This is a genomic window from Bradyrhizobium sp. ARR65, from assembly GCF_000472385.1.
Classification (GTDB): Bacteria; Pseudomonadota; Alphaproteobacteria; order Rhizobiales; family Xanthobacteraceae; genus Bradyrhizobium.
In genome coordinates this window covers 1-18,064 of record NZ_AWZU01000018.1, presented here as the reverse complement: position 1 = coordinate 18,064, position 18,064 = coordinate 1, and the positions used below count along the sequence as shown (strand labels likewise).

General features: G+C 63.2%; 20 protein-coding genes and 1 tRNA gene. 11 read left to right on the top strand and 10 right to left on the bottom strand.

Annotated elements, in window-relative coordinates:
- Positions 1-17: 17 nt before the first annotated feature.
- The 9 genes from trpA to aroA form a co-directional block, all read right to left on the bottom strand.
- A complete protein-coding gene (trpA, locus tag F758_RS0120110; RefSeq protein WP_024509556.1) occupies positions 18-854 on the bottom strand; it encodes a tryptophan synthase subunit alpha in 837 nt (278 codons plus the stop codon).
- Entirely contained in the window at positions 851-2,068 is a 1,218-nt protein-coding gene (gene trpB / locus F758_RS0120105) for a tryptophan synthase subunit beta (protein ID WP_024509555.1), read from the bottom strand. The genes trpA and trpB overlap by 4 nt, the downstream gene beginning before the upstream one ends.
- Positions 2,065-2,724 carry a phosphoribosylanthranilate isomerase gene (locus F758_RS0120100; protein WP_024509554.1) on the bottom strand — a complete coding sequence of 220 codons (660 nt, stop codon included), beginning with the start codon at positions 2,722-2,724 and terminating at the stop codon, positions 2,065-2,067. Before F758_RS0120100 ends, trpB begins: the two co-directional genes overlap by 4 nt.
- A gap of 55 nt (positions 2,725-2,779) precedes the next feature.
- Positions 2,780-3,166 carry a lipopolysaccharide assembly protein LapA domain-containing protein gene (locus tag F758_RS0120095; protein ID WP_024509553.1) on the bottom strand — a complete coding sequence of 129 codons (387 nt, stop codon included), beginning with the start codon at positions 3,164-3,166 and terminating at the stop codon, positions 2,780-2,782.
- Positions 3,167-3,285: 119 nt separating this feature from the next.
- Positions 3,286-3,585 (bottom strand): integration host factor subunit beta, encoded by a 300-nt coding sequence (locus F758_RS0120090; RefSeq protein ID WP_024509552.1) that lies wholly within the window; start codon positions 3,583-3,585, stop codon positions 3,286-3,288.
- A 171-nt stretch (positions 3,586-3,756) separates the two neighbouring features.
- On the bottom strand, positions 3,757-4,737 hold the full coding sequence (gene sppA / locus F758_RS0120085) for a signal peptide peptidase SppA (protein ID WP_024509551.1): 981 nt from the start codon (positions 4,735-4,737) through the stop codon (positions 3,757-3,759).
- Between the two features lie 258 nt (positions 4,738-4,995).
- Positions 4,996-6,714 carry a 30S ribosomal protein S1 gene (rpsA, locus tag F758_RS0120080; protein ID WP_024509550.1) on the bottom strand — a complete coding sequence of 573 codons (1,719 nt, stop codon included), beginning with the start codon at positions 6,712-6,714 and terminating at the stop codon, positions 4,996-4,998.
- A 249-nt stretch (positions 6,715-6,963) separates the two neighbouring features.
- Positions 6,964-7,602: a (d)CMP kinase gene (gene cmk, locus F758_RS0120075; RefSeq protein WP_024509549.1), complete on the bottom strand. Its 639-nt coding sequence runs from the start codon at positions 7,600-7,602 to the stop codon at positions 6,964-6,966.
- Positions 7,599-8,936 carry a 3-phosphoshikimate 1-carboxyvinyltransferase gene (gene aroA / locus F758_RS0120070; protein WP_024509548.1) on the bottom strand — a complete coding sequence of 446 codons (1,338 nt, stop codon included), beginning with the start codon at positions 8,934-8,936 and terminating at the stop codon, positions 7,599-7,601. The genes cmk and aroA overlap by 4 nt, the downstream gene beginning before the upstream one ends.
- 144 nt (positions 8,937-9,080) lie before the next feature.
- Between aroA and F758_RS0120065 the strand changes: the two genes are divergently transcribed.
- The 3 genes from F758_RS0120065 (at position 9,081) to F758_RS0120055 (ending at position 10,102) form a co-directional block, all read left to right on the top strand.
- Positions 9,081-9,488, top strand: a complete 408-nt coding sequence (locus tag F758_RS0120065; RefSeq protein WP_024509547.1) for a TIGR02300 family protein — start codon at positions 9,081-9,083, stop codon at positions 9,486-9,488.
- A 76-nt stretch (positions 9,489-9,564) separates the two neighbouring features.
- Positions 9,565-9,640 (top strand) — tRNA-Ala (locus F758_RS0120060).
- 192 nt (positions 9,641-9,832) lie between these two features.
- Positions 9,833-10,102 (top strand): GIY-YIG nuclease family protein, encoded by a 270-nt coding sequence (locus F758_RS0120055; RefSeq protein WP_024509546.1) that lies wholly within the window; start codon positions 9,833-9,835, stop codon positions 10,100-10,102.
- 4 nt (positions 10,103-10,106) lie between these two features.
- On the opposite strand, the gene F758_RS0120050 is transcribed toward F758_RS0120055, so the two are convergent.
- Positions 10,107-10,565 carry a MarR family winged helix-turn-helix transcriptional regulator gene (locus tag F758_RS0120050; RefSeq protein WP_024509545.1) on the bottom strand — a complete coding sequence of 153 codons (459 nt, stop codon included), beginning with the start codon at positions 10,563-10,565 and terminating at the stop codon, positions 10,107-10,109.
- A gap of 166 nt (positions 10,566-10,731) precedes the next feature.
- Here F758_RS0120050 and F758_RS0120045 point away from each other — a divergent pair, with 166 nt between their 5' ends.
- The 8 genes from F758_RS0120045 (at position 10,732) to F758_RS0120010 (ending at position 17,777) form a co-directional block, all read left to right on the top strand.
- Positions 10,732-11,157 carry an organic hydroperoxide resistance protein gene (locus F758_RS0120045; RefSeq protein ID WP_024509544.1) on the top strand — a complete coding sequence of 142 codons (426 nt, stop codon included), beginning with the start codon at positions 10,732-10,734 and terminating at the stop codon, positions 11,155-11,157.
- Positions 11,158-11,296: 139 nt separating this feature from the next.
- On the top strand, positions 11,297-12,499 hold the full coding sequence (locus tag F758_RS0120040; RefSeq protein WP_024509543.1) for a CaiB/BaiF CoA transferase family protein: 1,203 nt from the start codon (positions 11,297-11,299) through the stop codon (positions 12,497-12,499).
- Between the two features lie 177 nt (positions 12,500-12,676).
- Positions 12,677-13,993, top strand: a complete 1,317-nt coding sequence (gene ugpB / locus F758_RS0120035) for a sn-glycerol-3-phosphate ABC transporter substrate-binding protein UgpB (protein WP_024509542.1) — start codon at positions 12,677-12,679, stop codon at positions 13,991-13,993.
- Between the two features lie 51 nt (positions 13,994-14,044).
- Entirely contained in the window at positions 14,045-14,926 is an 882-nt protein-coding gene (ugpA, locus tag F758_RS0120030) for a sn-glycerol-3-phosphate ABC transporter permease UgpA (RefSeq protein WP_024509541.1), read from the top strand.
- A 5-nt stretch (positions 14,927-14,931) separates the two neighbouring features.
- Entirely contained in the window at positions 14,932-15,780 is an 849-nt protein-coding gene (gene ugpE / locus F758_RS0120025; protein WP_024509540.1) for a sn-glycerol-3-phosphate ABC transporter permease UgpE, read from the top strand.
- 7 nt (positions 15,781-15,787) lie between these two features.
- Positions 15,788-16,879 carry a sn-glycerol-3-phosphate import ATP-binding protein UgpC gene (locus tag F758_RS0120020; RefSeq protein ID WP_024509539.1) on the top strand — a complete coding sequence of 364 codons (1,092 nt, stop codon included), beginning with the start codon at positions 15,788-15,790 and terminating at the stop codon, positions 16,877-16,879.
- A 158-nt stretch (positions 16,880-17,037) separates the two neighbouring features.
- Positions 17,038-17,463: an Hsp20 family protein gene (locus F758_RS0120015; RefSeq protein WP_024509538.1), complete on the top strand. Its 426-nt coding sequence runs from the start codon at positions 17,038-17,040 to the stop codon at positions 17,461-17,463.
- Positions 17,464-17,513: 50 nt separating this feature from the next.
- Positions 17,514-17,777 carry a BQ00720 family protein gene (locus F758_RS0120010; protein ID WP_024509537.1) on the top strand — a complete coding sequence of 88 codons (264 nt, stop codon included), beginning with the start codon at positions 17,514-17,516 and terminating at the stop codon, positions 17,775-17,777.
- The last annotated feature ends 287 nt before the right edge of the window (positions 17,778-18,064 follow it).

Genomic DNA, 18,064 nt, shown 5'->3' with positions numbered 1-18,064 from the left:
GCTGAACTCCAATTGGCCTATTCCGCTGCCTGCTGGGCGCCTCGGACGCCCTGCGCCAAGGACGCAGCCAGCTCCGCCACGGCATTGATGGTTTTCGCGGTCGCCTGCCCCTCCGCATCGAGGCTCGCGCGCAATGCATCGACCAGCGCGGTGCCGACCACCGCACCGTCGGCATGCTCGGCAATGGCGCGCGCCGCTTGCGGGGTCTTGATGCCGAAGCCGACGCAGACCGGCAGACTCGTATGCCGCTTGATCCGTGCAACAGCCTGGCTGACCGCGCTCGAATCGGCCGCGGCCGCACCGGTGATGCCGGTGATCGAGACGTAGTAGACAAAGCCGGAGGTATTGGCGAGCACCGCGGCCAGCCTCTTGTCGTCCGTGGTCGGCGTCGCCAGGCGGATGAAGTTGAGCCCAGCCTTCAACGCGGGCACGCAGAGCTCGGTGTCTTCCTCCGGCGGCAGGTCGACGATGATCAGGCCGTCGACGCCGGCGGACTTCGCATCCGCAAGGAATTTGTCGACGCCATAGATGTAGATCGGATTGTAATAGCCCATCAGCACCAGCGGCGTCGCATCGTCGTCCTTGCGGAAGGCACGCACCAGCTCGAGCGTCTTCTTGAGCGTCATGCCGCCCCTGAGCGCCCGCACGCCCGCAGCCTGGATCGAAGGCCCGTCCGCCATCGGATCGGTGAAGGGCATGCCGATCTCAATTACATCGGCGCCGGACTTCGGCAGCGCCTTGATGATCGCAAGCGAGGTCTCGTAATCGGGATCGCCGGCCATCAGGAAGGTGACAAAAGCCGAGCGTCCTTCGCGCTTGAGTTGGGCGAAACGCGCATCGATGCGGGTGGTCATGAATTCTTCCCCCGCAGGAGGTCGCCGACTTGCGGCACATCCTTGTCGCCGCGGCCCGAGAGGTTGACGACCATCAAATGATCCTTCCGCCGCTGCGGCGCGAGTTCCATCACTTTGGCGATCGCATGCGCGGACTCCAGCGCGGGGATGATACCCTCCAGCCGCGACAAAAGCTGGAACGCGGCGAGCGCTTCATCATCGGTCGCCGAGAGATATTTGACCCGGCCGACCTCATGCAGCCAGGAATGCTCCGGGCCGATGCCGGGATAATCGAGGCCCGCGGAGATCGAATGAGCGTCCTGGATCTGGCCGTCATCGTTCATCAGCAAATAGGTGCGGTTGCCGTGCAGCACGCCCGGCCGGCCGCCGGCGATCGAGGCCGCGTGCAATTGCGTCAGCCCGTGGCCGGCCGCCTCGACGCCATAGATCTCCACACTGGGATCATCAAGGAACGGGTGAAACAGCCCGATCGCATTGGAGCCGCCGCCGACGCAGGCAATGAGCGAATCGGGCAGCCGTCCCTCGGCTTCCTGTAGCTGCTTGCGCGTCTCGTCGCCGATCACCGACTGGAAGTCCCGCACCATCATCGGATAGGGGTGGGGACCTGCGACCGTACCGATGCAATAAAAAGTGTTGTGCACGTTGGTGACCCAGTCGCGCAGCGCTTCGTTCATCGCGTCCTTCAGCGTGCGCGAGCCTGACTGCACCGGAAACACCTTCGCCCCCAGCATCTCCATGCGGATGACATTGGGCTGCTGCCGCGCCACGTCGACCGCGCCCATATAGACCACGCATTCCAGGCCAAAGCGCGCGCAGAGCGTCGCGGTGGCGACACCATGCTGGCCGGCGCCAGTTTCCGCGATGATGCGCCTCTTGCCCATGCGGCGCGCCAGCATGATCTGGCCGAGCACGTTGTTGACCTTGTGCGAACCGGTGTGGTTGAGCTCCTCGCGCTTCAGATAAATCTTGGCACCGCCGAGATGCTCGGTCAGCCGCTCGGCCAAATAGAGCGGCGAGGGCCGGCCGACATAGTCACGCAGGTAGCCGTTCATCTCCGCCTGAAAGGCCGGATCGGCCTTGGCCTCGGCATAGGCCTTCTCAAGGTCGAGGATCAGCGGCATCAGGGTTTCCGCGACAAAGCGGCCGCCGAAGATGCCGAAATGACCGCGCTCGTCGGGGCCGCTGCGGTAGGAATTTGGTCTTGCGGGAGTCATCGGATGGCCAGCTCTTGCGTCGCGCGCGCGGCGCGGATGAAGCGTTCGATCATTGCGGGATCCTTGACACCTGGCGCGCGCTCGACCCCGGAGGAAATGTCCACGCCGCCTGCGCGTGTGACACGGACGGCTTGGGCGACATTGTCGGCGGAGAGCCCGCCGGACACCATGAACGGCGGCTTGATGTCGAGATTTTCCAGGACGTGCCAGTCGAAAACGGCACCCAGCCCGCCCGGCCGCGTCGCGCCCTTGGGCGCACGGGCGTCGAACAGGATGCGATCGCAGACGACTGCATAATCCGGCAACACGGCAAGGTCGGCAATGGTTTCGACGGCAAGCGCCTTCATCACCTCGAGCCCGAATTTGCGCTTGAGATCGGTCACGCGGGCGGCGCTCTCGCGACCATGCAGTTGCAGAATATCGGGCTTGAGCGCCTGCACGAGGTCGGAAAGCGTGGCATCATCGGCATCGACCGTCAGCGCCACTTTCTTTGCGCGGCCGCGCACCTCGCCGCCGAGCTCGCGCGCGGCCTCAAGCGAAACGTGCCGCGGCGAGGGCGGGAAGAACACGAAACCCACCATGTCCGCACCCGCGCCGAGCGCCGCATCAAGCGTCTCGCGCGTGGACAGGCCACATATTTTGACCAGCAGGGACATGGGTCTCGGTTAACGAAAAACGCTTCTGACGAAAAGGGTTTCTGATGGGGGCGGTTTACAATGTCGCGCCCTGCTTGTCTCGCCCGGAAACCCCGTAAAACCCGCCTTGCGAGGGGGCCGGAAGCCCCCGGGTTTCGGGCCTGCTGCTGGCCGCGCGGAGACCGGCCAATTCAGCCCGCAGCGAGCGGGCGTCGGCCTGGTGCCGGCGCGCCGCCCGCCGCCAATGCCGCTGACCGAGCCAGGTTGCGCAGCCGCCCGCAATCACGCCGACGATCGCCACCGCGATGATCAGCGCGAACAGCGGCATCGATACCGCAAGCGCGGGATCGGCCGAATTGAAGGGATCGAAGGAGACCGTGACGAAATGCCGGTTGGCGACCGCAAAGGCGATGAAGATCAGGGCCAGCGGAATCACGATCACATAGGTGATGAATTTTCGCATGAATCGCGCTCGCGTTGATCGCCGTGTGCGGCCGCCGCATCATACGCCATGGCCGATACGGCAATTAAGGCCGATACAGTATTATGAGGCCTCTATTTAGAGGCCGTCGCGCCAAACTTTTAGCCGCCGCTTTCGGGATTGTCGCGGTTCAGCCGTTCGCGCATTTCCTTGCCGGTCTTGAAGAACGGCACGTTCTTCTGATCGACCGGAACATGCGCGCCGGTGCGCGGATTGCGCCCCGCACGCGCCGGACGGTGCTTGACCGAGAACGCGCCGAAGCCGCGCAACTCGACCCGATCGCCGCGCGCCAGGGCCGCAACGATCTCATCGAGGATGGCGTTCACGATGTTCTCGACATCCCGCTGGTAGAGATGCGGGTTGTGCTCGGCAATGCGCTGAACCAGTTCGGATTTGATCATCGAAAGGTGGGCCCGGGAGCGTGGGCCATCATTTCCGTGAAAATACCTTGAATTGTCAAGACGCTAAATCAAATTTGGGCGCGACGAAAAGGTGTGACAAACGGCCGAAATTGGGGTTTGTCCCGATACCCGCAATACGGGAAAACTTGTCTTAAATGGAATTCGTGCCTCTTAATTGGTTCCGGCGGGCTCCCAAAGCGCCAACATTCCATCCAGGCTGAGGCGATCGACGGCTTGCGTCATGCCGGCCCGCTCGATTTGCTGCGCTATGCCGCGCAGACCCAACGCATCCAGCGTAACGGACGCAGCGGTGCGCAGGAAAGTGAGATCGCCGAAGCTCGGGCTGAGCTTGTAGTCGCGCACCGGCAGATCTTTTTTGACCTTCTTCTGCTCGACCAGCCAGGCGATCGCGGTCCTTTCATCGCCGAGTTGATCGATCAACTTGAGATCGACCGCCTGGCGTCCGGTGAATACGCGCCCATCTGCGACTTTCTCGAGCAGCTCATCGTCCATGCCACGACGTTCCTTCACCAGTCCGCGGAACCACGCATAGGAATCCTTCACCAGCGCATCCAGCGCCGCACGCGCTTCGGGGCTTGTCGGTTCATAACCGTTGGGCGCCGCCTTCAGCGGCGACGACTTCACTTCCTCGATCTTGACGCCGATCGTCTTCAAGAGCTCGGCGACATTCGGATATTGAAACAGCACGCCGATCGAGCCGACCAGCGAACTCTGCTGCGCGACGATGTGGTCGGCGGCAATCGCTGCGATATAGCCGCCGGAGGCCGCCAGGCCCTCGACAACCACGACCAGCGGCTTCTTCGCTTTCAGCTCCGTCAGCGCGTTGTAAAGCTGTTCCGAGCCGGCTGTGGTGCCACCGGGCGAATTGATATGAACGATCACGGCCGCGGCATTTGACTTACCAAGCCGCTCCAGTGCCTCGACACGCTCCTGATTGCTGCGAATCAGGCCTTCGATGTTGACGCGCTCAATCGAACCCGCGCTGGTGAAGGTGCTGCGCCCGCGCGGCGACACCATGACGCCGATCGCGACAATGGCCGCGATCGCAATCACGGCGGCGGAAACACGCCAGAACGTCAGCTTGCGGCGCATCCTGCGGCGATCAACGATCACGTCCGAATCAAGCGACATCGAAATGCTCCCAATTGCCTCGCGCGCGTTTCGGAACGGCCAGTTCAGCGACGCGTTATCTCCATACACCAATTGCCGCCTAATATGAAGAAACCGTGGCTCCTCGTCGCATGCCGAAAGCCCGGGCCCACAACGAAGGCCCCCTCTCGAACCGTCATCCCCACGCAAACGGCTGCGCCGATGCTCACGAGGGAGATAAGGCAAAAAGGCCCCGGCAAAGTGCCGGGGCCTTGATTGCGGCGAACGCAAAGCGTCGGCTTACTTGTCCTTGTCGACGCCGCGGTTCTTGAGCGCGGTGCCCAGGATGTCGCCCAGCGTCGCGCCCGAATCGGACGAGCCGTACTGCGCGATGGCCTCCTTCTCCTCGGCGACTTCCAGCGCCTTGATCGAGACCTGCACCTTGCGGGCCTTCTTGTCGAACTGGATCACCCGCGCATCAACCTTCTCGCCGACGGCGAAGCGGTCGGCGCGCTGGTCGTTGCGGTCGCGCGCCAGCTCCGAGCGCTTGATGAAGGTGGTGAAGTCGGTACCGACGATCTTCACCTCGATCCCGCTCTCCTTGACCTCGAGCACTTCGCAGGTCACGACGGCGCCCTTCTTGACGTCGCCGGGCTCGGCGAACGGATCGCCTTCGAGCTGCTTGATGCCGAGCGAGATCCGCTCCTTCTCGACATCCACGTCGAGCACCACGGCCTTCACCATGTCGCCCTTCTTGTAGTTGTCGATCACCTGCTCGCCCGGAAGCTTCCAGTCGAGATCGGACAGATGCACCATGCCGTCGACGTCGCCCTCGAGCCCAAGGAACAGGCCGAACTCGGTCTTGTTCTTGACCTCGCCCTCGACCACTGATCCGACCGGGTGCTTCTCGATGAAGACCTCCCAGGGATTACGCATGGTCTGCTTGAGGCCAAGCGAGATGCGCCGCTTGACGGAATCGACTTCCAGGACCTGCACTTCGACCTCCTGCGAGGTCGAGACGATCTTGCCGGGATGCATGTTCTTCTTGGTCCACGACATCTCCGAGACGTGGATCAGGCCTTCGATGCCCGGCTCCAGCTCCACGAAGGCGCCGTAGTCGGTGATGTTGGTGACGCGGCCGTGGAAGCGGGCGCCGAGCGGATATTTCGCTTCGATCCCCTGCCACGGATCGTCCAGGAGCTGCTTCATGCCGAGCGAGATGCGGTGCGTCTCGTGGTTGATCTTGATGATCTTGACCTTCACCGTCTGGCCGATGGTCAGAACCTCGGTCGGATGGTTGACGCGGCGCCAGGCGATATCGGTCACGTGCAAGAGGCCGTCGATGCCGCCGAGATCGACGAACGCACCGTAATCGGTGATGTTCTTGACCACGCCGTCGATGACCTGACCCTCTTCGAGATTCTGCACCAGTTCCTGGCGCTGCTCGGCGCGGGTCTCTTCCAGCACGGTGCGCCGGGAGACGACGATGTTGCCGCGCCGGCGATCCATCTTGAGGATCTGGAACGGCTGCGAGTTGTTCATGAGCGGAGCGACGTCGCGGATCGGGCGGATATCGACCTGCGAGCGCGGCAGGAAGGCCACGGCGCCGTCGAGATCGACGGTGAAGCCGCCCTTGACTTGGTTGAAGATGACGCCCATCACCTTTTCGTTGTTCTGGAACGCCTTCTCCAGCTTGCCCCAGCTCTCCTCGCGCCGCGCCTTGTCGCGCGACAGCACGGCCTCGCCGAGCGCATTTTCGATGCGGTCGAGGAACACCTCGACCTCGTCACCGACCTTGAGATCGCTTTCGCGGCCGGGGCCTGAGAATTCGCGCAAGGCGACGCGGCCCTCAGTCTTCAGGCCGACATCGATGACGGCCATGTCCTTTTCAATCGCAACCACCTTGCCCTTGACGACGGAGCTTTCCTGCAGGTTCCCGCCGGCGAAGGACTCATCCAGCATCGCGGCAAAATCATCGCGAGAAGGGTTGTAAGTATTAGCAGCAGTAGTCGAAGCCATTTGCTCTCCACTTGCGGAAATCTTGCCGGCCATTGCGGTTAGGGGGCGTATCGCACGTGAAGTGGTTCGAGGTCCGCAAAGCCCTCGGACGACCGCCTGTCGCGCTCGGAAGCGCACCATCGCGGGCCGGCAGAAGCCTGCACGTTCGATACGGTGATTTGAGTCCGGAAACGGATCAATCTCGAGATCATTCGAGATTTCGATCAGATCAAGGCGGGAGCGGGTATTCCTCCAATGACGGCGACGGGGTTAGCCCCGCTGCCGGCCCGCTCGGACGGCCTCGACAATATCGATGGCGGCCCGGACGCCCGCCTCTATATCGAGATTGCTGTTATCTAGCAAGTAAGCATCCGGGGCCGGCTTTAAAGGGGCAACAGCCCTGTTCTTGTCACGCTCGTCGCGCTGCAGGATGTCCTGGAGCACGGCGGCCTCATCGGCGTCCTCGCCCCTCGCCCTCGCCTCCAGGGTGCGCCGGCGGGCCCTGACCTTGGGATCAGCGACGACGAAGATCTTCACATCGGCATTCGGGCAGATCACGGTCCCGATATCGCGGCCGTCAAGCACCGCCCCCGGCGGATCGGCGGCGAATTGACGCTGGAAGTTGACCAGCACCTCCCGGACCTTGGGGAAGGCCGACACCACGGAAGCGGCCTCACCGACCTTCTGGGTCTTGAGGATCGGATTGCCGAACTTTTCCGGATCGAGCTCCAGCGCGGCTGAAACGGCCAGCACCTCGCTGTGGAGGTCCGCCCCGGCCTCCATCAACGCGTAGGCGACGGCGCGATAGATCACGCCGGTGTCGAGATGGCGATAGCCGTAATGCTTGGCGAGGCGCTTGCCGAGGGTGCCCTTGCCGGATGCGGCCGGTCCGTCGATGGCGATGATCATGAAAACTCCGCCCCGAGCATGCGCATCATCGGAATGAAATCCGGAAAGCTGGTGGCGATGAAGGCAGTATCGTCGACCCTGACCGGCTTGTCGGATGCAAGCCCCATCACCAGCGCGGACATCGCGATGCGATGGTCCATATGGGTTAAGACCAGGCCGCCGCCAGGCACATGCCCCCGGCCCTCCACGATCAAATCGTCGCCGGAGATTTCGACCTTGACCCCGTTCGCGCGCAGCATGTCCGCAGTGGCCGCGAGGCGGTCGGATTCCTTGACCCGCAACTCCTGCAGGCCGCGCATGATGGTGGTACCCTCGGCAAAAGAGGCCGCGACCGCAAGGACGAGGTACTCGTCGATCATCGATGGCGCGCGTTCGGGAGGAACCTCAACGCCGCGCAGTCTGGAAGCGCGAACGCGCAAGTTCGCCATGCCCTCCCCGGTGTCGGTGCGCACGTCGGTTTCCTCGATGGAAGCGCCCATTTCCCGCAAGGTGGTAATGAGCCCGGTGCGAAGCGGATTGGTCATGACATCGGACAGGAGAATGTCGGAACCCTCCACGATCAGGGCCGCCACCAGCGGGAATGCCGCCGAGGACGGATCGGCCGGCACCACGACCTCGGCGCCGTGCAGTTCGCCCTGACCGGTCAAGGCGATGCGGCGGCCGTAATGGCCCTCCGGCGTGGAGACGATCTCGGCGCCGAAATGTTTCAACATCAGCTCGGTATGATCCCGGCTCGCCTCCTGTTCGATCACGGTGGTGACGCCGGGGGCCGCGAGCCCGGCCAGCAGCACGGCCGATTTGATCTGGGCCGAAGCGACCGGCGTCCGGTAGGTGATGGGCACCGGATCGCGCGCGCCTTGCAAGGTCAGCGGCAGGCGGCCGCCTTCGCCACCGGCCGTCACCTTCGCCCCCATCAGTTCCAGGGGATCGAGCACCCGCCGCATCGGGCGGCTGCGCAAGGAGGCATCGCCATCGAACACGGCCGCGACCGGGCAGCCTGCGACCGCCCCCATCACCAGGCGGCAGCCGGTGCCGGAATTACCGAAATCGAGCGGGGCCTTGGGCTGTGCGAAGCCGGATACGCCGACGCCCTGAACCTGCCAGGCGAAATCCGCGGTGCGTTCAACAGTGGCGCCCAGCGCGCGCATGGATTTGGCGGTATTGAGGACGTCTTCGCCCTCGAGCAACCCGGAAATCCGGGTCTTGCCGACGGCCAAGGCTCCGAGAATCAGAGCCCGGTGCGAGATCGACTTATCGCCTGGGACGCGCGCTTTTCCACCCAAGGGGCCGCTGGCGCGCGCCTCCAAGGGGGTCGGATGGTCGGAATGGGTCAACTTTGTGTCCTTTGCCGGCGGCAGGTAACACAGGGGCGGCGCTACGTCACGACCCTGTAATTTCTTGGCTGCCGCGCTATTGACAGCGGGCGCTCAACTAGCCAAGTGAAGCTCCGCTTTTCCGACATTGCCAGGATTCCGCACGTGGCCAAACCCGATCTTGGAACCAAACGCATTTGCCCGACCACGGGCAAGAAATTCTATGACTTGAACAAGAATCCCGTGATCTCGCCTTATACCGGCGAAGTCGTGCCGATTGCCCCTGTTGCGCCCGTCCGTGCCCGCGGCGAGGCCGCCCGCGCCAGTGCCCCCAACGAAGCCGTGCCGGAGACGATGGAAGCCGAAGAGCTGGTGCCGCTCGAGGAGGCCGATGCCGAGGAGAACACCGGCAAGGTTAAGGCGATCGTTCCGGAGTCGGAGGACGATATCGAGATCGACGAGACCCTCGAGGACGATGATGACGATTCGACCTTCATCGCCGACGATGAGGAAGAGGGCGAGGAGGACGTCACCGACATCATTGGTGACGTCGGCGGCGACGAGGAGACTTGAGCTTCTCGCCGAAGTGTGATCAACGAACGTCCGTGATGATCCGGCGCGCTGCCCAAAGTACGCCGGCCTACCTGATGGGGCCATAGCTCAGCTGGGAGAGCGCTTGCATGGCATGCAAGAGGTCGGCGGTTCGATCCCGCCTGGCTCCACCACGCTTCGCCTTCGGCTACGCGTGGCGCAGCCCGTGTAGCCGAAGGCGAAGCGTGCCCGGCGTAGCCCGAAGGGCGAAGACGGGCCCCTAACAAGCGTTCAGTTCTGCCTCCCCTGGATCGGCGGCTTCTAGGCGAAGGGTACCAGCTTGAGGCTGCGCTCTGCCTCCTGCCGACCATCATCTTGGGGCGACGATGTGGTACGTCTATATCATTCGGAGCGTCGAGTTCCCTGAGCAGGAGTACACCGGCGCATCCGAGGACTTGAAACAGCGAATACCTGATCACAACGCTGGAAAGTCAGCCCACACCGCTAAATACAAACCCTGGAAATTGGTTTGGTATTGCGCCTTTCCCGACAAGCGGAAGGCCCTGGAGTTCGAGACATACCTCAAGTCCCATTCAGGCCGGGCGTTCGCGAAGAAGCGCTTGTTGTCATCGGCCGAAGTGGACGGCTCTCGGTAAGCCCCTACTCGCCCACAGCCGCATTGAGCTGGTCCCTTAGCGCCACCAGGCTCTTCCGCAAACCCGACGCCTCCCCGATCGAGCAGCCGGACGCCGCGAGAATCGCCTGCGGCACGGTCCTCGCCTTTTCCCGCAGAGCCTGGCCCTGCGGCGTCAGCGCGATCAGCACCTTTCGCTCGTCTTCGGCCGACCGCGTCCGCTTGATCAGGTTGGCGGCTTCCAGCCGCTTGAGCAGCGGCGTCAGTGTGCCCGAATCCAGGAACAGTCTTTCGCCGATCTCCTTCACGGCCACGCCGTCGCGTTCCCACAGCACCAGCATGACGAGATATTGCGGATAGGTGAGCCCGAGCCGGTCGAGCAGCGGCTTGTAGACGCGGTTGAACGCATGCGCGGTCGAATAGATCGCGAAACAAAGCTGATGGCCCAGCATGAGCTGAGCGTCATTGAGGGATTTCTTCGCCATTCTGCGTCTCTTCAAGCCTCGCCGCCGGGAAGATTCCGGCGCTCGCCCGCACCCGCCGATCGATTGCGCACGATGTAATCACGAAAATTCGATCGGTCAATTATATTGTACACAATATAATTGTGTGCAATGTACGCGTACCGAAACCGAACCCCCGGAGATGATCATGTCCGTGAATGTGCTCTACAAGACCAGCGCAAAGGCCACCGGCGGCCGCGACGGCCACGCCGCGACGCTCGACGGCGCGCTGGACGTCAAACTCACCACGCCGAAGGAATTGGGCGGCGCCGGCGGTGCCGGCAACAATCCCGAGCAACTCTTCGCGGCAGGCTACGCCGCCTGCTTCATCGGCGCGATGAAGTTCGTGGCGTCCCAGGGCGGCCCGAAGGTGCCGGCCGACACCTCCGTGACTTCGACGGTCGGCATCGGACCGCGCTCGGAGGGCGGCTTTGGGCTGGACATCGAGCTTGCGATCTCCCTGCCCGGGCTGGCGCGTGCCGAGGCCGAAGCGCTGGCGGCCAAGGCGCATCAGGTATGCCCTTACTCCAACGCGACCCGCGGCAATGTTGATGTCCGCCTGAAGGTCGTCTGACCGGCGGGACTCTTTCCGGCCTTCCGCGACGCGGCATGCGTCCGCGGAAGCCAGGGGCATGCGGCGGCGCATTTGCGCTGCCGTGTCCGCGATGCTTAATGGTTCGCGAATCCCAAACCAATCTCGCGAACGCATCTCCATGACCCCTCAATCTGCTCCCGGCGCGATGGCCGGACTGCGCGTGATCGATCTCACGCGCGTGCTCGGCGGCCCCTACTGCACGCAGATCCTGGCCGATCACGGCGCCGACGTAATCAAGGTCGAGCCGCCGGCCGGCGACGAGGTGCGCGACTGGGGTCCGCCCTTCCACGAGGAAGACGCGGCCTATTTCGTCGGCATCAATCGCAACAAGCGCTCGATCGGTCTCGACCTCGCCTCCGAGGGCGGTCGCGCGGTGCTGATCAAGATGCTCGAGGGCGCCGACGTGCTGATCGAGAATTTCAAGCCGGGCACGCTGGAGAAATGGGGCATCGGCAGCGAGAGCCTGCGGGAAAAATTCCCCGCCCTCGTGCATTGCCGCATCTGCGGCTTCGGCGCCGACGGCCCGCGCGGCGGCAACCCCGGCTATGATGCGATCATCCAGGCGATGACCGGCATGATCGCCGCCACCGGCTCGCCGGAGAGCGGGCCGATGCGGATCGGCGTGCCGCTCGTCGACATCACCACCGGGCTTTATGCCGCGATCGGCATTCTGATGGCGCTCTCGGAGCGGCAGAAATCCGGGATCGGACAGTTCCTGGAAGTGACGCTGTACGAGACCGGGCTCGCCATCATGCACCCGCACACCGCGAATTATTTCATGCACGGCAAGCCGCCGGCCCTGACCGGCAACGAGCATCCCAACCTCGTGCCTTACGCGATCTTTCCGACGAAAACCGACAACATCTTCATCGGCGTCGGCAATGACGGCACCTTCCGCAAGCTCGCCAAGGAGATCGGCAAGCCTGAGCTCGCCGCCGATCCGCGCTTTGCACGCAACAAGGACCGCGTCGCCAACCGCGAAGCGCTGCGCGCCGAGCTTGCGGCGGTATTCTCGCAACATGAGGCGGAGCCGCTGTGCAACCGTCTGCTCGCCGCCGGCCTGCCCGCCGGTCCCGTGCAGAAGATCGACCAGGCGCTCACCAATCCACACACGATCTACCGTGGCGACGTGATCGAGAAGGATTGGTACAAGGGAGTCGCCTCGCCGATCCGCCTCGATCGCACCAAGCCGAGCCTGCGCCGCGTGCCGCCGAAATTCAGCCAGCATGCCCAGGAGGTGCTGGCCGAGTTCGGTTATTCGGACAGTGAGATCGACGCGCTGGTTGCCAACGGCGTGGTCTGCTCCGAACGCAAGCGGTAATGGCCCTGTCATCCTGGCGAAAACCGGGACGACAGCCGCGCGTGGTCGGCGCCTGCGTCCATTTTCCGGCTTCCCTATCCCAGCCTTGTCCCCCCACCATCCCCTTGTCATAAGGTCATTTGCGCGTCATTGAGCATTGCTAACGCGCAAGAACGCCGTACCAATGGAGGGGGGTTGATGGCTTATCGAGGGTTTGGTGCTGCAGCGGCTGGCGTTGTCACGCTTGCGTTTGCCGCCTCGCCTGCGTCGGCGGTGACCGAGATCCAGTGGTGGCACGCCATGACCGGCCCGAACAACGACGTCGTGGTCAAGCTCGCCAACGACTTCAACGCCTCGCAAAGCGACTACAAGATCGTGCCCACCTTCAAGGGCTCTTACGCCGATACGCTCAATGCCGGTATCGCGGCGTTCCGCGCCGGCAATGCGCCTGGAATCATGCAGGTGTTCGAGGTCGGCACCGCGACCATGATGTCGGCCAAGGGCGCCATCAAGCCGGTGTTCGAACTGATGAAGGAACAGGGCGAGAAGTTCGACCCGCAATCCTATCTGCCGGCGATCACGGGCTATTACTCCACCTCGAAGGGCGACATGCTGTCGTTCCCCTTTAACTCGTCGAGCATGGTGATGTGGGTCAATCTCGACGCGCTGAAGCAGGCCGGCGTCGCCGAGCCGCCGAAGACCTGGCCGGAGGTGTTTGCCGACGCGAAGAAGCTCCATGCCACGCATCCGACCTGCGGCTTCTCGTCATCCTGGATCACTTGGGGTCTGATCGAGCAGTTCTCGGCCTGGCACAACGTGCCGATCGGCACCAAGGCCAACGGCCTCGACGGATTTGACACCGTGCTCGAGTTCAACACGCCGCTGGAAACCAAGCTGCTCGAAAACCTGGTCGAGCTGCAAAAGGACAAGAGCTACGACTATTCGGGGCGCACCAACACCGGTGAAGGCCGCTTCACCTCTGGTGAATGCCCGCTCTACATGACCTCGTCGGCCTTTTATCCGAACGTCAAGGCCAACGCGAAGTTCGCCTACACGGCAGTGCCTATGCCCTACTTCCCGGATGTCGCCGGCGCGCCGCAGAACTCTATCATCGGCGGCGCATCGCTGTGGGTGATGGCCGGCAAGTCGGCAGACGAATACAAGGGTATCGCAAAATTCTTCACCTTCCTGTCCGACACCGACCGTCAGGTCTACCTGCACGAGGTCTCCGGCTATCTGCCGATCACCAAGGCGGCGTATGAGAAGACGAAAGAATCCGGCTTCTATGACAAGAACCCGATCCTGGAGGTGCCGCTGAAGGAGCTGACCAACAAGCCGCCGACGGAGAACTCGCGGGGCTTGCGCTTCGGCAGCATGGTGCAGATGCGCGACGTGTGGTCGGAAGAAATCGAAGCGGCGCTCGCCGGCAAGAAGTCGGCCAAGGACGCGCTTGACGCTGCGGTTTCGCGCGGCAACCAGATGCTGCGGCAGTTCGAACGCACGGCCGTGAAGTAACGGCCTGGATCGTGGCCGGCGCGCCGGCCACGATCGCCACGCGGGGGCGGCATGGAGAACAGAGCGATCTTTTCCGGCAAGCTGCTGGCGTTTCTGCTGGCGGCCCCGCAGCTCGCGGTCTCCCTGATCTTTTTCTATTGGCCGGCGGCGCAGGCGCTATGGCAGTCGTTCCTGGTGCAAGACGCCTTTGGGCTCTCGACCGAGTTCGTCTGGTTCGAGAATTATGCAGCGCTCTTGAAGACGCCTGAATATTACCAGGCCATCGGGGTGACCTTCGTCTTTTCGATCCTGGTGGTGGCCTTCTCGCTCGCCATCGGGCTCCTGCTTGCGGTGATGGCCAACCGCAACATCGCTGGCGTGCAGATCTACCGCACCTTCCTGATCATCCCCTATGCGGTGGCGCCGGCGGTGGCGAGCGTTCTTTTCATCTTCATGTTCCAGCCAGGACTCGGCATGATCGCGCGCACTCTGCAGCGCGGCGGCATCGACTGGAATCCGGTGCTCAACGGCACCCATGCGATGATCCTGGTCGTCATCGTCGCGGTGTGGAACCAGATCAGCTACAATTTCCTGTTCTTCCTCGCCGGGCTGCAGTCGATCCCGAAAACCGTGATCGAAGCCGCCGCAATCGACGGCGCGCGGCCGATGCGGCGGTTCTGGACCATCATATTCCCGCTGCTGTCGCCGACGACGTTCTTCCTGATCATCGTCAACATCACCTATGTCTTCTTCAACACGCTCGGCATCATCGACACCGCGACCGGCGGCGGACCGAACGGGGCGACGCAGACGCTGGTCTACAAGGTATTCCAGGACGGCAGGGTCGGCGCCGATCTCGGCGGCTCGGCGGCGCAATCGGTGATCCTGATGATCATCGTGGTCGTACTGACAGCGTTTCAATTCCGCTATGTCGAGAAGAAGGTTCATTACTGAACGCCATGGTCGAGCATCGCCGCTTTGGAAATCTCCTTCCGCACCTGATCTTGCTCGCCGGCATCATCGTCGTCGCCTTCCCGGTTTATCTCGCCGTGATCGCCTCGACCCACGACAATGCCGCGATCGCGAACGGCCAGATGCCGCTTTATCCCGGCACCCACGGTCTCGAGACCTATTGGCACACGATAGCCTCGGGCACCGGCAAGACCACGCGTCAGCCGGTCGGCGGCATGATGCTGGCGAGCCTGATCATGGCGACCGGGATCGCGGTCGGCAAAATCGCGATCTCGATCATCTCGGCCTATGCCATTGTGTTCTTCGCCTTTCCGTTCCGGATGGCGGCGTTCTGGACCATCTTCATCACGCTGATGCTGCCGGTCGAGGTGCGGATCTACCCGACCTACAAGATCACCTCCGACCTCTCCATGCTGGATTCCTATTCCGGCCTGATCCTGCCGCTGATCGCCTCGGCAACGGCGACACTGCTGTTCCGCCAGTTCTTCATGACGGTACCGAAGGAGCTGGTCGAAGCCTCCAAAATGGACGGCGCGGGCCCGATCCGCTTCTTCTTCGATACGCTGTTGCCGCTGTCGGTGACCAACATCGCCGCGCTGTTCGTGATCCTCTTCATCTACGGCTGGAATCAATATCTCTGGCCTCTCCTGATCACGACGCGCGACGACATGCAGACCATCGTCATCGGCATCAAGAAGATCATCGACGTGCATGACGCGCTCACCGAATGGTCGGTGGCGATGGCGACCGCCGTGCTGGCGATGCTGCCGCCGGTTGCGGTCGTGGTGCTGATGCAGCGCCTGTTCGTCAAAGGCCTGATCGAGACAGAGAAGTAAGGCAGCCATGGCCAACGTCGCGCTTCGCAACGTCCGCAAGGCCTATCCCAACGGCTTCGAGGCCATCAAAGGCGTCGATATCGAGGTTGGCGACGGCCAGTTCTGCGTGCTGGTCGGCCCGTCCGGCTGCGGCAAATCCACGCTGCTGCGGATGGTCGCGGGGCTCGAGACGGTGACATCGGGCGAAATCGATATCGGCGGCCGGGTCGTCAATCGGGTCGAACCCGCCGACCGCGACATCGCGATGGTGTTCCAGAACTACGCGCTCTACCCGCATATGAGCGTCTACAACAACATGGCTTACGGCCTGCGTAACCGCGGCATGGCGAAGGGCGAGATCGACACCCGCGTGCAGGAAGCGGCGCGCATTCTCGAGCTCTCCGCCCTGCTCGATCGCAAGCCCGGCCAATTGTCCGGCGGCCAGCGCCAGCGCGTGGCGATGGGCCGCGCGATCGTGCGGCAGCCGAAGGCGTTCCTGTTCGACGAGCCGCTATCGAATCTCGACGCCAAACTCCGGATCGCGATGCGCGTCGAGATCCGCAAATTGCAGCGGCGGCTCGGCACCACATCGATCTACGTCACCCACGACCAGCTCGAGGCGATGACGCTGGCCGACATTCTGGTGGTGATGAATGGCGGCCAGGTCGAGCAGATCGGAAACCCGCTGGAGGTCTATCAAAATCCGGCGACGACCTTCGTCGCCTCCTTCATCGGGGCGCCACCGATGAACCTGATCGGCTTGCGCGATGCGGGCATCGCGCTTGCGGGCGCAGGCAGCGAGGCCGGCATTCTTGGCATTCGCCCCGAGGACCTGCAGATGGTGGACGGCGCGGTGCCCGACGGCGGCGTCGCGTTCGACCTCAGGGTAGAGGCGATCGAGCGGGTGGGCGCGGAGACCTATGTTTACGGCCTGCGTGCCGAGCAGGCTGGCGGCGCGGCCGTCAGCACCAGGCCCGGAGACTTGCCGCCGGGCGAAATCCTGGTCCGAATCCCCGGCCAGAGCGGGCCTGCGATCGGCGAACGCATCCGCGCCGCCGCTGTGCGGGAGAAGCTGCATCTATTCAGCACGGACGGGCGGAAGCGGATCGCGCTTCGTTAAGCCGCCTTAAGGAAACCCTGGATTATGATTCGCTCGTTGCGAGGAGGCCGGTTCCAGCGCGCTTGAACAGCCTTACATTCGTGCCCATATTGCCGCTCAAGGGGTGCCGCAAGGGCCCTGAAACATCAAAGTCGCTTTCCGCGAGGACTTTGTAAACTATGTCTCGTGTTCCATCGTTATCCAGTCCGTTCCTGCTGGGATTTGACGAGATCGAGCGCGTGCTCGACCGGGTCGTCAAAGGGGCCGACGGCTACCCTCCCTACAATATCGAGAGGTGCGACCGTACCAACGGCCAGCCCGAACGACTGCGCATCACGCTGGCGGTGGCGGGGTTTACCCGTGACCAACTCGATGTGACAATTGAGGAAAACCAGCTCGTGATCCGCGGTCGCCAGCAGGACGACAAGGCACGGCAATACATCCATCGCGGCATCGCCGCGCGCCACTTCCAGCGCACTTTCGTGCTGGCGGAGGGGATGCAGGTGCTGGGCGCGGACTTGAGGAATGGGCTGTTGTCGATTGACCTCGCCCGGCCTGAGCCGGAGCGGATCGTTAAGACAATCGCTATCAATGAACACGAATAATGGAACGAGTGGCGGACTCGACCGCTTGTGGCTCAGAAGGAGTCGAGACCATGACTGAAGGTAATGTTGCGTCAGAAACCCCTGTGTCCCCGGAGGCGTTGGCCCATCTGGGTGAGGGTCATATCGCCTATGTGAAGCAGATCCGTTCCGAGGATGTGCCGGAGCTGTTTCCGCAGGCGCCGAAGATCGCGCCGGGCTTGAAGCTTTTCGCGCTCCACGCCGCCGACGGTACGCCGATCATGCTTACCGACTCGCGCGAAGCGGCGATCGCCAACGCCTGGAGCAACGAGCTGCAGGCCGTCAGCGTCCACTGACGTCAGGCACCAGAGAGGAATTCGAAAANGGCGGGCTNCCTCTGATGGATCAGAGGCGCCCNCCGTTTTTATTTTGCCCACGCGGTCGGACCGGCGCGGCCACTGCGAAGCACGGCCCGGCTCTCGCAGCGGGGCCGTTCATCCTTCGAGGCCCGCCGCGGAGCCTGTCATCGGGCCGCGCTTTGCGCGGACCCGTTCGCGACGGCACCTCAGGATGACGCTTTGAGATGGATGCTTAGGGCAAAGACGGCAGCTCACGCCGCGCTCGCCGGCGGCAGCGCCAGGAC

Coding starts and splice junctions, on each gene's coding strand:
- trpA (WP_024509556.1), bottom strand. CDS start 854: ATGACCACCCGCATCGATGCGCGTTTCGCCCAACTCAAGCGCGAAGGA.
- trpB (WP_024509555.1), bottom strand. CDS start 2,068: ATGACTCCCGCAAGACCAAATTCCTACCGCAGCGGCCCCGACGAGCGC.
- F758_RS0120100 (WP_024509554.1), bottom strand. CDS start 2,724: ATGTCCCTGCTGGTCAAAATATGTGGCCTGTCCACGCGCGAGACGCTT.
- F758_RS0120095 (WP_024509553.1), bottom strand. CDS start 3,166: ATGCGAAAATTCATCACCTATGTGATCGTGATTCCGCTGGCCCTGATC.
- F758_RS0120090 (WP_024509552.1), bottom strand. CDS start 3,585: ATGATCAAATCCGAACTGGTTCAGCGCATTGCCGAGCACAACCCGCAT.
- sppA (WP_024509551.1), bottom strand. CDS start 4,737: ATGTCGCTTGATTCGGACGTGATCGTTGATCGCCGCAGGATGCGCCGC.
- rpsA (WP_024509550.1), bottom strand. CDS start 6,714: ATGGCTTCGACTACTGCTGCTAATACTTACAACCCTTCTCGCGATGAT.
- cmk (WP_024509549.1), bottom strand. CDS start 7,602: ATGATCATCGCCATCGACGGACCGGCCGCATCCGGCAAGGGCACCCTC.
- F758_RS0120055 (WP_024509546.1), top strand. CDS start 9,833: ATGTGGTACGTCTATATCATTCGGAGCGTCGAGTTCCCTGAGCAGGAG.
- F758_RS0120050 (WP_024509545.1), bottom strand. CDS start 10,565: ATGGCGAAGAAATCCCTCAATGACGCTCAGCTCATGCTGGGCCATCAG.
- F758_RS0120045 (WP_024509544.1), top strand. CDS start 10,732: ATGTCCGTGAATGTGCTCTACAAGACCAGCGCAAAGGCCACCGGCGGC.
- F758_RS0120040 (WP_024509543.1), top strand. CDS start 11,297: ATGACCCCTCAATCTGCTCCCGGCGCGATGGCCGGACTGCGCGTGATC.
- ugpB (WP_024509542.1), top strand. CDS start 12,677: ATGGCTTATCGAGGGTTTGGTGCTGCAGCGGCTGGCGTTGTCACGCTT.
- ugpA (WP_024509541.1), top strand. CDS start 14,045: ATGGAGAACAGAGCGATCTTTTCCGGCAAGCTGCTGGCGTTTCTGCTG.
- ugpE (WP_024509540.1), top strand. CDS start 14,932: ATGGTCGAGCATCGCCGCTTTGGAAATCTCCTTCCGCACCTGATCTTG.
- F758_RS0120020 (WP_024509539.1), top strand. CDS start 15,788: ATGGCCAACGTCGCGCTTCGCAACGTCCGCAAGGCCTATCCCAACGGC.
- F758_RS0120015 (WP_024509538.1), top strand. CDS start 17,038: ATGTCTCGTGTTCCATCGTTATCCAGTCCGTTCCTGCTGGGATTTGAC.
- F758_RS0120010 (WP_024509537.1), top strand. CDS start 17,514: ATGACTGAAGGTAATGTTGCGTCAGAAACCCCTGTGTCCCCGGAGGCG.